We start from the raw sequence: 14,912 nt of genomic DNA, 5'->3' as shown, positions 1-14,912 counted from the left end.
TTTAAAGATGGAAGCTATTGATTTTATTTCAATTGCAACGATTGCTTTTTTAGGGTCATTTGGTCATTGTGTTGGTATGTGTGGCGGTATTGTTATTGCATATTCTAGTACAAAGGTACAACAAGGATGGAGTAAAACACAACAGTCCTTTTCTCATTTATTGTACTCTTTAGGAAGAATTGTAACTTACTCAATACTTGGTGCTATTTTTGGAGCTATTGGAGGGGTTGCTACTTTTTCAAATACTGCAAACGGAGTTCTATGGCTAGTTGCTGGAGTTGCTATGCTTCTTACAGGACTTTCTCTTTTAGGAAAGATAAAGTTTTTAACTCTTATAGAACACTCATTTTCAAAATCAGCTTGGTACCAAAAAAATTTCAGATCGCTCATAGGTAGTCAAACTTTGGTAAGTTTCTTTTTATTAGGAATGCTAAATGGTCTTTTACCTTGTGGGTTTGTATACTTTTTTGCTATTACAGCTGCTAGTACAGCTGATCCTTTGTATGGTGCAATAGTAATGATGATTTTTGGGATTAGTACTGTTCCTGCACTTTTTTCTTTAGGTTTTTTTGTAGGTTTATTTAAACAATCTACTTTGAGAAATACTATGATGAAATTAGCTGCAATTTCAGTTATACTTTATGGTTCATATACTATTTATAATGGATACAATTATATAGTTACACCTGATAAAACTCTTCTTGAGTATCACTAATTTCTCATTCAAAGAAACTCGTATAAAAACTTGGGTATAATCAGACTAAAATTATCAACATTTCTCAATAATTTGTGAAATATTAAAGGAAATAAATAGTATGTTAGAAATTGCAATAACATTTTATTGTATATATTTTTTAATAAATGTATATACAGTTTTTATGCAAATCGATTATGTAAAAAAAGCAAGAGTTCAAAGTGCGGTGATCTTAACACCATCAAAATTTAAAGTTGCAGGAAATTATGGCGTTGAATCACAAAAATTAACACTCTTAAATATATTTTATGAGTTTATAGTATTTTTTATGTGGATTAGTTTTGGGTTAGTTGCTTTAGATAGTATTACAAGTTCATTTGAAGGATGGCAAAAAGCAGTTGTTTTTGTTGACCTTTTTATTATTATCAACTGGATTTTAGCTTTACCTTTTGAATTGTACAAAACATTTAAACTTGATAAAAAATATGAGTTTTCAAATATGACACCAGCATTATTTATCAAAGATACCATCAAAGGTGGAATTTTATTTTTAGTATTTGGTAGTTTAGTAATCGCAGGTTTGACATATATTATCGAAAATTTTCCATCTTGGTGGGTATATGGATTTGTTTTTATCTTTGCAGTTATTATTTTAATAAATGCATTATATCCACTTATTCGTGATAAGATGTTTGATAAGTTTAGTCCTTTAGCTGATGAAGAGTTAGCTGCTAAAATCAACAAACTTTTAGAAGAGGTTGGGTTTAAAAGTAGTGGTGTTTTTAGTGTAGATGCAAGTAAAAGAGACAATAGACTCAATGCGTATTTTGGAGGACTTGGAAGTACTAAAAGAGTAGTACTATTTGATACTTTAGTAGAAAAATTAACACACAATGAACTTTTGGCAGTACTTGGACACGAACTAGGGCATTTTAAAAATGGTGATATCTTAAAAAACATCGGTATCATGGGCTTTGTTATGTTTGTATTTTTTGCTATTTTTGGAAATATTCCAGAAGAGTTCTTTTTACAACTAAACTTAAATAATGAACCTTATGCAGTGATTATTGTTTTTTTAATGTTTAGTCCTATTTTATCATTCTTCTTAATGCCATTAATTAGTGCTATGAGTAGACATAATGAATATGCAGCTGATGAATTTGGAAGTAATCTTTCGACAAAAGAGGATCTTGTAAATGCACTTTTAAAGTTGGCAAACGAGAATAAATCATTTCCATTGTCTCATCCATTGTATATCTTTTTTCACTACTCTCATCCACCTTTAGTGGAAAGATTAAAAGAACTTGGATATCAAGGTGCAGGTATGAGTGAAACAAAAGAAGATGAAGCATTGAAAGAGACTTGTGAAAACATATAAACAAATAGTAAGAGAGTACTCACGATACTTAAAAGAGGTAACTCATATTCCTCAAAAAGAGGTGGAGATATTGATTCTTCATCTTGTACAACAAAACACGATTTGGTTACATTTAAACTATGACAAAGAGTGTAGTTGTGAAAAAGAGCTTGAAAAATTGGTTAAAAAAAGAGCCACAAATTACCCACTCGAATATATCACAAAAAGAGCTAGTTTTTATGGTGAAGTTTTTAATGTACGAGATGGAGTACTGATCCCTCGTCCTGAAACAGAAATTTTAGTAGAAAATGCTGAAACTATTTTAAAAGAGATAAAAGCTCCAAAAGTTTTGGAAATAGGTGTGGGAAGTGGTATTATTTCGGTTATGTTAGCGATACTTATTCCTGACATTGAGATTATTGCAGTTGATATAAATGATAAAGCATTAGAATTAGCAAAATCAAATGCAAAAAAACATAATGTAGAAGATAAAATCACATTTATTAAAAGTGATCTTTTTACAAATGTTCCAGATATACAATTTGATATGGTAGTATCAAATCCTCCTTATATAGCAGATGATTATAAACTTCCATCAAATGTAAAATATGAACCATCAAATGCTTTATTTGGTGGGAATATTGGAGATGAACTTCTCAAAGATATTATTCTACAAACAAAACAAAAAGAGATAAAATATCTTTTATGTGAGATGGGTTATGACCAAAAAACACCACTTACAAATTTTGTAAAAGAGAATATCTCTTCATATAAGAGTTTAGAATTTTACAAAGATTATGATAAATTCGATCGAGGTTTTACTTTAGTTTTTAAATAATATTTCAAACCTTGATTGACTAAGACTCAAGTTTATGTTATAATAGCATCCAAAATATAATAAAATATTACTAATTAGGATGAAAAAATATGGCAAAAAGTTTATATGAAACATTAAATGTAAGTGAAAATGCAAGCTCAGCAGAGATAAAAAAAGCGTATAGAACACTTGCAAAAAAATATCACCCAGATATGAATAAAGATCCAAAAGCAGAAGAAAAATTTAAAGAGATAAATGCTGCTTATGAAGTTTTAGGTGATGAACAAAAGAAATCTCAATACGATATGCATGGCGATGATATGTTTGGAGGACAAAACTTTCATGATTTTGCACAAGGTCAAGGTGCTGGTGTTGATATCAATGATATTTTAAGACAAATGTTTGGTCAACAAGGTGGTGCAGGATTTGGCGGTCAAGGTGGCTTTGGCGGAGGATTTGGTGGTCATGGAGGTTTTGGTCAACCAGACTTAGACATAAGTGCAACTTTGTCGATTGATTTTAATACATCAATTTTAGGTGGGGTAAAAAATGTATCGATAAATGGAGAGTCTTTTGATATTAAAATACCAGAAGGTATTCAAAATGGTCAAAAGATTAGAGCAAAAAACAAAGGGAAACAAGCTCAAGGATTTCCAAGAGGTGATCTAATTATCACACTAAATGTACAAGAGAGTGATGAATATGAACGAGATGATGATGATCTTGTAAAATCTTTTGATATATCTCTAAAAACAGCACTATTTGGTGGAAAGGTCACAATACCAACACTAACAAAAGAGATTACTCTAAAAGTACCTAAAAACACAAAACAAAATCAAAAGTTCCGTGTAAAAGAGTTAGGTGCATTAAATAGAAAGACAAAACAAAGAGGTACTTTATATCTTAAAGCAAATATTATTTTACCAAAAATCGAAGACTTAGATGAAGAATTTGTAGAAGTTTTAGAATCTAAACTTCCTTCAGAAATTTAAAATGTCTTTTGATAAAGCTTACTGTGAGCCTGTATATCTAATAAGTGAAGTTGCTTCAATACTTGATATACATCCACAAACACTTAGACAATATGAAAGGGAAGGGCTAGTCCTTCCTAGTCGTACTTCTGGAAAAATCAGGCAGTATTCACAAGAAAATATTGATACAATTAAGAGTATTTTAGTCCTTACAAGAGTTGATGGTATAAATTTAGCTGGAGTGAGTAAAATTCTAGATTTAGAAAAAAAAGTTTTAGATTTAGAATCTAAAGTTGAAGAGTACGAAGTAAAAATAAAAACAAATCTTTCAAACTCAAAAGCTTTAGTTGTGAAAAAGAATCAGTTTGAAATTATTGTTTTTGAATAAACAAGTATTAAAAACTAAATCTTATTGAATAGCCTCTCATTAGGGGAGGTGTATCATAATGGTCTTCGCTATCATTATTTCGTGTATTTGAAATATTTGGTGAAGATTTTGTATTGATTTTTAATGTATTCTCATCTAATTCTTCTTCTGGTGAATCAAATCCTGTAGCTACAATAGTGATTTTTATTTCATCAATTGCAAGATTGTCATCTGTTGTTGTTCCAAATATAATTTCAGGATTTCCAACAAGTGTATCGTGAATATTTTCCATAACATCACCAATAGCAAACATAGATACATCAGGGTTTACTGTCCAGTGTATCATAATACCTTTTGCATTACTAAGAGATATTTCATCTAAAAGTGGTGATTTTATAGCAAGTTCAAGTGCTTTATTTGCTGCATCTTCTCCACTAGCTTTCCCTATACCCATCAAGGCAATACCTTTGTGTTGCATAATAGTTTTAACATCTGCAAAATCGACATTGATATCATCACTTCCTGGTTTAAGAATTACTTCACTCATACCATTAACAGCTTGATATAAAACATCATCAACTACTTTAAAAGCATCTTTCATACCAATGTTTTCTTCAACTATATGTCGTAGTCTATCATTTGGAATAATAATTATAGAGTCAGTAACTTTTTTGATCTCTTCAAGACCCAAATTTGCTAAACCTGTTCTTTTTTTACCTTCCCATTTAAAAGGTTTTGTAACAACAGCAACAGTCAATGCACCAATCTCTTTAGCTGCTTTAGCAATAATAGCAGCAGCACCAGTACCAGTACCACCACCTAAACCAGCAGCAATAAATACAATATCAGAATCTTCAAGAGACTCTTTTATCTCTTGATAGTTTTCTAAAGCAGAATCTCTTCCAATATCAGGACGCATACCTGCACCTAAGCCACGAGTTAGTTCAATACCTAGTTGTATTTTTTTTGGTGCTCGTGATAAATTAAGAACTTGCAAGTCAGTATTTGCAACAATAAGATCGATTTTGTGTGTACCTTCACTAATCATATGATTAATCATATTACATCCACCACCACCTACACCAACTACTGCAATCTTAGCAGCATTTTGTGCAAGTGTTTTTGAAGGTTTTTGTACTGTTATGTTATTGTGATCAAAAAGATTAGAATCCATTATAGCCACCTTGATATTTTGTCAAATAAACCACTCAAGCCTTTTTTAGATGGCTCTTGTTTTTTTACACTTTTAATCTCTTGAATATCATTGAGTGTAGATGAATGTTGAGAACGGTTTTGTTGTTGTGGAATTTGATTGGTATTTTGTGATTGATTGTTGTTTTGTTGTCTTAATTCACTATTACTATCAAGTTCAAAATTGTTTTCACTATCGAGTTCATAAAGCAATAAACCTACAATAGTTGACATGGTTGGAGTATTGAAATTTATATATCCATTTTGAATATTTCTAGGGTTTGCAATTTTTACAGGTATATTATTAAATATTAAAGAAGCTAACTCTTTTATACCAGGAATATGTGTCATACCTCCTGTTAAAACTATACCTCCATCAATACTTTCTATAGCTGCACTTTCTTTAAGTTTTTCATGGATAATACATAATGTTTCTTCAATTCTTGCATGGAGTATAGGTTGTATCTGATCCAATGATATCTCTTTGGATTCAGATTCATTTCCTAAAGTTGGAAGTTTTACTTTTCTTATATTTAGTTCATTTTCACTTTCATTCTCTTTTGAAGGGAAAAGAGTTGCATATTGTTTTTTGATCATATTTGCAGCACTATATGGAGTATGAAAAGTAACTGATATATCATTTGTTATATGTTCACTCCCTACAGGTAAAAAATAGTTATATAATATTGTTGAACCTTTTTGCACTACAAGTTGTGTAGTAGAACCGCCAAGATTTATAACAGCACTACCAAGCTTTTTTTGATCATCCTCTAGTGTTGATATAGCATTTGCATATCCAGAAAGAACAAATTTATCCACTTCTAAGTTTGCTTGTTTTAAAGCATTTCTTACATTTACCAAAGATGTTTTTTTTGCAGTGATAATATTAACGGAAACTTCAATTCTAGATCCATTCATATTTAATGGATTTGTAATAGTTGCTCCATCATCTACTCTAAAAAATATTGGTAATACATGAATTACTTCATAGTCTGCAATAATTTGAGCATTGTATAATGCCATTTTTAAAACTTGTTTGATGTCATTTTTTGTAATTTGTCCACTAGGGATATTTACAACACCACTTCCTCTTAAAGTTTTTGTATTTGCACCAGAGATTGATACAACAGCTTTATCTATAATGGAACCTGAACTGTTTAAAGCAGTAGATACAGCTTCTTGTATAGAGTTTCCTGCAAGATTAATATCCGTGATATTTCCCTTTTGAACACCTTCACTTTTACTTTGTCCTACACCCAAAATATTAATTTTGTTACTAAAATCATTTGAAGCAACAATAGCAATAATATTTGTTGTACCAATATCAATAGCTAAAATTGAGTTATTCACAGTTAGTTATTTCCCATAAAAGACTTTACTTCATATTCTGTAGCTAGTTTTGCTAAGAATGATGAAGATAATGAACTTGCTTTAAGATTAGAAATAGTCGAATTAACTAAAGAATCTTTTGAACTATCATATTTTGCAAGTCTACTATCTGTAATTTTATATACAAGAGTTTTTGAACCAAGGTTTAAAGTATTTATAACTTTAGTCGCACCTAAAACATTTTTTACAAATTCGTTTTTTTCTATCTCTGTCAAACCATTTATAGTAGGAACATTTGTTCTACTTATAAATCCTATGTTTTTACCTTTAAAGTTTTCTTCTAGTGTTTTTGCTTTTTGTGCTAAAATTTTTGCTTTTTTTGTCGTAATATAATCTGCTTTCACTTTTGATACAACATCATTATATGCCAAAGTTTGTGGTAAAATCTTTTTGATTATTTTTACTACAAAATAGTTCTTATCTTTATAAAAAGGTTTGAAAACTGTTCCTTCTTTACCTGAGATTATAGTTTTTAAATCTTCTTGATTAAATAATGTAGATGAACTATAGATAGTTGTGGTATTTTTAAATTCTTCTTTTTGTTTTTTTAGATTTAAATATTTCTTAAGAGCAATTTTTTTCATCTCTTTTTTTGTTTTATTGTCAATTGTATCAACTTTATTATAAGCAATTTCAAAACCAGTTTCTGATTTGTAATTTTCCTTATTTTTTTCCCAAAATTCTTTTAGTAAGTTATTTGTTGTTTTAATTGTAATCTCTTTATTGTCAATAATATTTAGACTAACTTTGTCCTCACTATATATTAAACGACTTAAATTTTCCATCTCATTTAACTCTACTTGTGTTTGGAATAAATCTTTTACTTTGTTAACTATAATATCTTGTTTTAATTGTTCTTCGAATTCAGGAGCTGTTCTTCTATTTTGTTTTAATACGCTAAGATAAGTGTTTTTATCAAATTTTCCATTTTTATTAAATGCACTTACTTTAACAAGTTCAGAAGCAATATCTTTATCTGTAGCAATTAAGCCAATGTCATCTGCATAATTTAATATAAGATATTTTTGAACAACTCTTTGTAAGGCAATCTCTTCAAGATTAAATTGCTTTGCAACTTCTTGATTGAAGTTTTCACCTAACATTTGTTGATATTGCCCATAAAGGTTACTATATTCAAATTGTACATCTTTTGAGGGGATCTCTTTATCCCCAACTATAGCAATTGTGCTGCCAGATTTGCCATAATCATAACTACCCCATCCCACAAAACCAGCGCCTACAAAAGCGATAGTACTTATCCAAATTGTAACGATTAGCCACTTTTTATGTTTTTGCATCCATGTTATCATCTATTTAGTTACCTTTATTTTATAATATATTTAATTTATTTTGAGAATGATTATACAATTTTATTGATTATTTATATCTGAATCATCATAAGGATCCATATGTATATTGATAACCCAATCTTTTTTTGTATCAAGTTTTCTTATTTTGTTTTCTATTCTATCAGCAATTTTATGTGCTGCCATTAATGTAATGAGACAATCAAATACTAAATGAACATCCAAGTAGTTAGTATTGGCAGCAGTTCGAGTTTTTAAATCATGAAAATCATTTATATCTTTGCAACTCTGAAAAATTTTTTCTATGTTCTTTGCTTGACTTTGAGGTAAAGCTCTATCTAACAAAACTAAAACACCATCCTCAATTAACTCATACGCACTATATATTATATATAATGAAATACTTGCACCAATAATGATATCAACGATTTCATATCCTGTAAAATAAACAATGACTAAAGATAGGAGTACAGCAATATTAACCCATACATCAGTTTTGTAATGTAAAGCATCAGCTTTGATTACCATATTATTTGTTTGTTTAGCAACGGCATTTAAATATGCAACTAAACTTATAGTTATAAATAACGATATAATCATAACTATAAGTGATATGTTAATATAAGTTGAAATTTCATTTGAAAAATATTTATTTATTGCAGTGTATAGTAAGAATAAACCAGAAATGGTGATAATAACACCCTCTATAACACTCGCCAAGGCTTCAGTTTTACCTCGTCCATAGTTGAAGTATTTATCTGCTGGTTTTTCCGCATTTGAAATTGCAAAATAATTGAATAATGATACAAACATATCCAAAATAGAATCAATAGCAGAAGCTAAAACAGCAACAGAACCACTTATGATTCCAATTGCTAGTTTTAAAAGAGTTAAAAAAGCAGCAACACTACTTGAAACAATAGTTGCCTTTTTTTGTAAAGTCATTGTGACTATCTTCTTCCTCTATCTCCACCAGATCTAGAAGCTGATCTATTTCCTGATCGACCTCTGCTATCTCCTCCAGAAGATCGACTTCCGCCAGATCTATTTCTATCTCTGTTTCCACCTGATCGATTTCGACTTCTAGAATGACCACCACGACCACCTCTAGAACCACCGCCACCTTTTAGTGCACGCTCTAGTAAAAATTCAATATCTTTTTTAGTTTTACCAATATTGTCTTTCCCTTTTACATTATTTTGCTTTAGCAAAATTGTTGCAAGTTTGTAAGTAAGTGTTGAAAGGTCAAATTGGTCTTTCATAGATTCAATAATCTCAATTACTGATTCATCAATTTCTTGAGCAGCTATATCAGCTTTGATGCCATCAATTGCTTTGAATTTTACTGCTTCTTTATTTGGTATAATTCTACTTTCAATTTTAACACCGATATCTTTTTGTATTTTTTGCAAACTTCTAAATTCAGCAGGTGTAACAATAGATACAGCTTTACCTTCCATTCCACCACGACCAGTTCTACCAATTCTGTGAACATAACTCTCGCTATCAAATGGAAGTTGATAATTAAATACATGAGAAACACCTTTTACATCAAGTCCACGAGCTGCGACATCAGTAGCAACAAGTACTTCTAAAGTATCAGATTTAAATGCTCTAATTACTTCTTCTCTTTGTCTTTGTTCCATATCTCCATGTAGACCTTTAGCAGCATAACCTTGAGCGACAAGATATGTTGCTAATCTATCAACATCTCTTTTCATTTTACAGAATACGATAGCTTTTGAAGGGTCTTTGTAATCAAAAAGTCTAATTAAAGCATCGTCTCTTTCATACTCTTCAACTACATAAAAAGATTGTTCAATTTTTGCATTTGTCATCTCTTGCTTTGTAACTGTTACAAATGCTGGTTCATTTAAAACTTTTTCTGCAAGTTTTTTAATAGGAAGGGGCATTGTTGCTGAGAACATTAATGTTTGTTCTCTATTTTTTAGATAATTAAAAATATCTTTAATATCATCTAAAAATCCCATATCCATCATCTCATCTGCTTCATCTAGAACTACAAAACGAGGATCAATAGTGATTTGTTTTTTTGATAAAAGATCTAAAAATCTTCCTGGAGTTGCAACAATAATAGAAGCACTTTCAACATGTTTGATTTGTCTAGCGTATGCTGTACCACCATAAACTGTTGCAGTTTTGATATTTAAAAACTTTCCGAATTTAAATAGTTCATCACTTACTTGCATTGCAAGTTCTCTTGTTGGTACGATTACAACCATTTCTACTGAGCCATCACACTTCATCATATTTAAAAGTGGAAGACCAAATGCTGCTGTTTTACCTGTTCCTGTTTGTGCCTGTGCTACAATATCTTTACCTGCGAGAACGATTGGAATTGAATCTTTTTGTACGGGACTTGGCTCAACAAATCCTGCTGCTTCGATAGCTTTGTTAAGCTCTGATTTTAAGTTAAAATCTGTAAATTTCATATTTTATAATTACCTTTTGTTTTAATATAGTACCTTTAAAACAAAAACTCAACTTATTTTAAGCTTATCTTTAAGATTCCCTATATTTTTCCCATTGTATCCAATAAAAACTTAAAAAGTATTTTAATTAATTTTATGTTATAATAATTTATATGCAAGGTTATATTATAAACATTAATAATGTTAAAGATGAAGACTTAATAGTTTCAGTTTTAACACAAAATAATTTTTACACAACATATCGTTTTTATGGAGCAAGACATTCTATTATAAATATAGGGTTTAAAATTGACTTTGAATTAGAATCAAATATGAAAAGTAGTATCCCTAGATTGAAAGATGTTTTGCAGATTTCTTATCCTTGGATAATGGATAGTACTAAACTATATTGTTGGCAAAGATTTTTAAAACTTTTCTATCCACATTTAAAAGATGTTGAAGAGATTGACTCATTTTACTTTAATCTACTCGATGAATTAGCGCATAAAATAGTCAAGCAAAATCCCAAAAGAGCTATTATTGAATCTTATATTAAACTATGTGAATACGAAGGTAGGCTGCATTTACAATATGAATGTTTATTATGTGAAGAGGAGATATTTGATGATATTTCACTTGTAAGAGGCTTTCAACCTACACATAAAAAATGCAGTTATAGCAAGCCATTTAAATTGTTTCAAATAAAAGAACTTTTTGAAGAAAAAAGTTTACTTAGTTTTAATGAAGAAGAAATAGAATATTTATGGCATATTTTATTACAAGGACTTTAATATACGAAATAGAGAGATTTTAGATTGATTCTCTCTATTCTAGTAGTTATATTTTAAAAACTCGACCATTCATCATCTGATGTATTTGACTGAATAGCTTTCATCGATTTTGTTGATGTAACTTTTTCAGTATTTGATTCTTTTTTATTGTTTTCAATAGTTTTTTGTGGTGGTGTATTGGTAGTATTTGATTTTTTTGCTACAACTGTACTCTTACCTTTAAATTCTTTCTCATCAGCTGATGAAACAACAAGTTTAGCTAATGTGTCAGTATCTAGTGCTATGTTATTTGTTTGACTCGCTATATTTGCATTTTGTTGTGTTTGTCTATCTAGTGAATTTATAGCATCATTGATTTGTACAATACCTAATTGTTGTTCTTTTGAAGCACTTTCTACATTTGAGATTAAATCAATCGTTTTAGTGATATTATCATTAAGACCTGCATACCCTTGAATCATTTGATCAGCAATACCTTTACCGTTATTTGCTTTCTCTTTTGCATTTTCAACTAAAATTTTAATTTCATTTGCTGCATCTGCACTTCTTGCCGCAAGGTTTCTAACCTCCTGTGCAACAACTGCAAAACCTTTTCCTGCTTCACCTGCTGTTGCTGCTTCAACTGCTGCATTTAAACTTAGAATATTTGTTTGAAATGCAATTTGATCAATGATACTAATTGCATCACTTATTGAAGTTACTTCAACATTAATTTCATCCATTGCATCGGTAGTTTTATTTGCAAGATTTTGTCCATCTTGAGCTGATTGTGTAACTATTGAAGCATATTGAGCCATTTGAGATACATTAGTATTTGTACTTGAAATATTGCTTGTTACCTCTTCTAAAGCAGCTGCTGTTTCTTCTAAAGCAGCTGCAGCTTCAGTTGAATTTTTATTGAGTGTGTTTACATTGTCTAATAAAATGTCACTACTATTACCAAGTGTTAAACCTATCTCTTTATTTTCTATTAACATACCAGTGATAGCTTCACCTAATGAATTAACTCCATTTGATAGTTTTAAAAGGTGTTTTTTGATGCCAGTAGTTTCAACTCTATTAAGATAATTGTAGTTTGAATATTGTTCAAGAACATCTAAAACGCCATCTATATTTGATTCGATATTTGATCCCATCTGATTTAATAGTTTTGTAAGTTCTTGTAATGCAGGATTTGTAGTATTTGTTTGAACACGCTGAGCTAAGTCACCTTGTTCAAATTCAGATAAAATTTGAATAGTATCATCGATAACTTTTCTATCTTCTTCAATTCCTTTTTTTGCTTTAATAATATTTTCATTTACAATTCTTGCCATTAATCCAATCTCATCGAAACTATCAGTATCTAATGGTTTAACATCTGTTGCTTCTCTATTAATATATTGGAAAAAACCTACAAGACCATCTTGAAAGTGTAAAAGTCTATTTACAATCATTCTATTGATGATATAAATGGAACTTGCAACGATGATAAGTAGTAATGTAAGTGTTATAATTAGAATAGAATTTCTTGTTTCATTTGGTGCTGCTAAAACCTCTTCTTCATCAATTTCTGATATGATTACCCAATTTATATCATCTCCTATTTTAAGTGGCTTATAAGATGATAATACAGGATTATTTTTGTAGTCTAAAATGATTTGTGTATTTGATTTTCCATTTAATCCATCTGTTACTGCTAATGTATTAATAACATTTTTATTTGCAAATGAATTTTTTAAGCTATGCTCTTCTGGATCAAGGTAACTATCACTTCTCATAAGTTGATCACTTCCTATTAAGTAATCTTCTTGAGTTTCTCCATATCCTTTTCTAAATTGCATAATTTTGTTAATACTGCTATCCGATATTTGAAAAACTAATACTGAGGAAAATTTATTTTTTATATAAACAGGTATTCCAAGAAACATTGCTGGTGCATTTGCGCTTGGAGCATAAGGTTTCATATCAACAAAAACAACTTTTTTTTGTTCTTTTGTTTGTTTCCAAACTTGATTTAATCCAGAGTTTTTCAATGAACCATATTGTAAGTTTTCACCATAATCAGATTCTTTGGCTTGAGAGTACATAACTTGTCCATTTTCACCATGTATTAAAAAAACATCATAATATCCATATTCTTTAGCATACTCTTGAAAATAATATTCATGATTGAGAGTTTGTTTTTTTACTAAAGGATTATTTACAGGAAAGTTTTGGTTTTTTTTGATGTTTAGTTTTTCTGATAAATTTATTAAATCATTACTAAGGTTTTTAACATTTTCACTTTTAGCAAGTATTTTAATGTCTCCAATTCTTTCATCAAAAAAGTTTTGCATCTGTTCTGCTTTACTATCTCTAGCAGAAGTAAGCCCTGCATAACTTTTTGACACTAAAGACTCTTTAGCTTGTTGAATTGAAATGGTTCCCAGTATTCCTGATAACAGTAATAATCCAATTATTGTTATTGAAACAATTTTTGTTTTGATGGTCATTGTTTTAAACATGTTTTTCCTTTTCTAACTTAGTATAAATTGAAACATATTATCATAGAAAATAGAAAATGTTTATTAAATTTACAAAAAAGTGTGATGAATTATCTATAAAAAAGGAATTGTGTATAAATATATACAGTTATGTTAAGTGAATATCTATTTGAAAGTGTTAATTGGCGACCCCAGCAGTCAACATTAATAGTCTATAAATACCTTAACTAAAGTATTTGTAAAAAATTTACTTTCAAAATGTAACTTAGAATGTAACATAAAATGAAAGTGTCTATTGTGTTTGAAAGTTGTTGATTATCTCATTTATCATATTTTCTTCAATATTTTCAGTATCACTTTTAGAATAGATATGTACTAATAAAACAGTATCTTCTATTTTAGTATAAGTTATGACTCTATAACCGCCACTTTTACCTTTATTGTTTGACTTGTTTTGTACTCTTATTTTATAAGTACCATTTCCGATATGTGTACCTAAGTTTTGATTGAGTTCTAAGTTTTTTAAAAGCTCTTCATATTGAACTAATAAATTTCTATCTTTTTTAAATAACTTCTTAAAACTCTTTGTAAAAATTGAAGTGGTTTTAATCTGCACTTTTTAAGTCACTTAATAAATCACTTGCATTACTTAAGTTAATAGTACCTTTTTTATATTGTTCTACCTCTTCAAGTCCTACGATAATATCATTTGCTATTTTATGCTCTTTATGGTAGATAGTTTTTTTAAGTAGTTTATTTAGTTCTTCTTGAACATTTATACCACGATTTAACATATCTTGATAAATATTATCTTCTAAGTCTACTTGTATTGTTTGCATAAAAGACTCCTTTGTATTTATTCTCTAATATAATACTATTATAATATAATCTTAGTTAATATTCAATACCTATAAAAAAGAATAAATCTACCATCAATATATCATCTTGTAGTTAAATTCTAATTTCATCATTTTATAACACCTTTTTAACAATTTCTAACAAATTTTTAACATTTCTCAACATCTTGTAACATCATATAAAACTTGATAATAAGGCTCGGACTTTTTCGGACTAATATAGCAAAATGTCGTGTGGAATTTTATGGGAATTTTCTAGTCAATTTTCGTGCAT

14 protein-coding genes are annotated in these 14,912 nt (G+C 29.3%); 6 read left to right on the top strand and 8 right to left on the bottom strand.

Annotation, left to right across the window (positions count from 1 at the left end):
- Positions 1 to 7 precede the first annotated feature (7 nt).
- The 5 genes from ACMCMH_RS00840 to ACMCMH_RS00820 all read left to right on the top strand — a co-directional run bounded on the left by ACMCMH_RS00840 (position 8) and on the right by ACMCMH_RS00820 (position 4,227).
- Positions 8 to 715: a sulfite exporter TauE/SafE family protein gene (locus tag ACMCMH_RS00840; RefSeq protein ID WP_412726143.1), complete on the top strand. Its 708-nt coding sequence runs from the start codon at positions 8 to 10 to the stop codon at positions 713 to 715.
- 100 nt (positions 716 to 815) lie between these two features.
- The gene (locus ACMCMH_RS00835) at positions 816 to 2,072 is read left to right on the top strand and encodes a M48 family metallopeptidase (RefSeq protein WP_412726141.1); all 1,257 of its coding nucleotides are present in this window, start codon (positions 816 to 818) and stop codon (positions 2,070 to 2,072) included.
- Positions 2,059 to 2,889, top strand: a complete 831-nt coding sequence (gene prmC, locus ACMCMH_RS00830) for a peptide chain release factor N(5)-glutamine methyltransferase (protein ID WP_412726139.1) — start codon at positions 2,059 to 2,061, stop codon at positions 2,887 to 2,889. Before ACMCMH_RS00835 ends, prmC begins: the two co-directional genes overlap by 14 nt.
- An 89-nt stretch (positions 2,890 to 2,978) precedes the next feature.
- On the top strand, positions 2,979 to 3,860 hold the full coding sequence (locus tag ACMCMH_RS00825; protein WP_412726137.1) for a DnaJ C-terminal domain-containing protein: 882 nt from the start codon (positions 2,979 to 2,981) through the stop codon (positions 3,858 to 3,860).
- A 1-nt stretch (position 3,861) separates the two neighbouring features.
- Complete coding sequence (locus ACMCMH_RS00820; protein ID WP_412726135.1) at positions 3,862 to 4,227, top strand: heat shock protein transcriptional repressor HspR; 366 nt, start codon at positions 3,862 to 3,864, stop codon at positions 4,225 to 4,227.
- Positions 4,228 to 4,234: 7 nt separating this feature from the next.
- On the opposite strand, the gene ftsZ is transcribed toward ACMCMH_RS00820, so the two are convergent.
- From ftsZ to ACMCMH_RS00795, 5 genes are read right to left on the bottom strand one after another with little or no spacing between them, the layout of a single operon-like run.
- Positions 4,235 to 5,380 (bottom strand): cell division protein FtsZ, encoded by a 1,146-nt coding sequence (ftsZ, locus tag ACMCMH_RS00815; protein WP_412726133.1) that lies wholly within the window; start codon positions 5,378 to 5,380, stop codon positions 4,235 to 4,237.
- Entirely contained in the window at positions 5,380 to 6,747 is a 1,368-nt protein-coding gene (gene ftsA, locus ACMCMH_RS00810; RefSeq protein WP_412726131.1) for a cell division protein FtsA, read from the bottom strand. Before ftsA ends, ftsZ begins: the two co-directional genes overlap by 1 nt.
- 2 nt (positions 6,748 to 6,749) lie before the next feature.
- Positions 6,750 to 8,096, bottom strand: coding sequence for a SurA N-terminal domain-containing protein (locus tag ACMCMH_RS00805; RefSeq protein WP_412726129.1), 1,347 nt, complete (start codon positions 8,094 to 8,096; stop codon positions 6,750 to 6,752).
- 60 nt (positions 8,097 to 8,156) lie between these two features.
- On the bottom strand, positions 8,157 to 9,038 hold the full coding sequence (locus tag ACMCMH_RS00800) for a cation diffusion facilitator family transporter (protein WP_412726127.1): 882 nt from the start codon (positions 9,036 to 9,038) through the stop codon (positions 8,157 to 8,159).
- A 5-nt stretch (positions 9,039 to 9,043) separates the two neighbouring features.
- Entirely contained in the window at positions 9,044 to 10,546 is a 1,503-nt protein-coding gene (locus ACMCMH_RS00795; RefSeq protein WP_412726125.1) for a DEAD/DEAH box helicase, read from the bottom strand.
- 152 nt (positions 10,547 to 10,698) lie between these two features.
- Here ACMCMH_RS00795 and recO point away from each other — a divergent pair, with 152 nt between their 5' ends.
- Positions 10,699 to 11,316, top strand: coding sequence for a recombination protein RecO (gene recO, locus ACMCMH_RS00790; RefSeq protein ID WP_412726123.1), 618 nt, complete (start codon positions 10,699 to 10,701; stop codon positions 11,314 to 11,316).
- A 53-nt stretch (positions 11,317 to 11,369) separates the two neighbouring features.
- On the opposite strand, the gene ACMCMH_RS00785 is transcribed toward recO, so the two are convergent.
- The 3 genes from ACMCMH_RS00785 to ACMCMH_RS00775 all read right to left on the bottom strand — a co-directional run bounded on the left by ACMCMH_RS00785 (position 11,370) and on the right by ACMCMH_RS00775 (position 14,620).
- Positions 11,370 to 13,802: a methyl-accepting chemotaxis protein gene (locus ACMCMH_RS00785; RefSeq protein WP_412726121.1), complete on the bottom strand. Its 2,433-nt coding sequence runs from the start codon at positions 13,800 to 13,802 to the stop codon at positions 11,370 to 11,372.
- 271 nt (positions 13,803 to 14,073) lie between these two features.
- On the bottom strand, positions 14,074 to 14,397 hold the full coding sequence (locus ACMCMH_RS00780; RefSeq protein WP_412726119.1) for a type II toxin-antitoxin system RelE/ParE family toxin: 324 nt from the start codon (positions 14,395 to 14,397) through the stop codon (positions 14,074 to 14,076).
- A complete protein-coding gene (locus tag ACMCMH_RS00775) occupies positions 14,387 to 14,620 on the bottom strand; it encodes a hypothetical protein (RefSeq protein WP_412726117.1) in 234 nt (77 codons plus the stop codon). The genes ACMCMH_RS00780 and ACMCMH_RS00775 overlap by 11 nt, the downstream gene beginning before the upstream one ends.
- Positions 14,621 to 14,912 lie beyond the last annotated feature (292 nt).

The organism is Arcobacter sp. 15-2, from assembly GCF_047159865.1.
In the GTDB taxonomy this organism is placed as follows: domain Bacteria; phylum Campylobacterota; class Campylobacteria; order Campylobacterales; family Arcobacteraceae; genus JAIOSF01.
The sequence above is the reverse complement of the archived record's forward strand: the minus strand, read 5'-3'. Positions and strand labels throughout refer to the sequence as shown.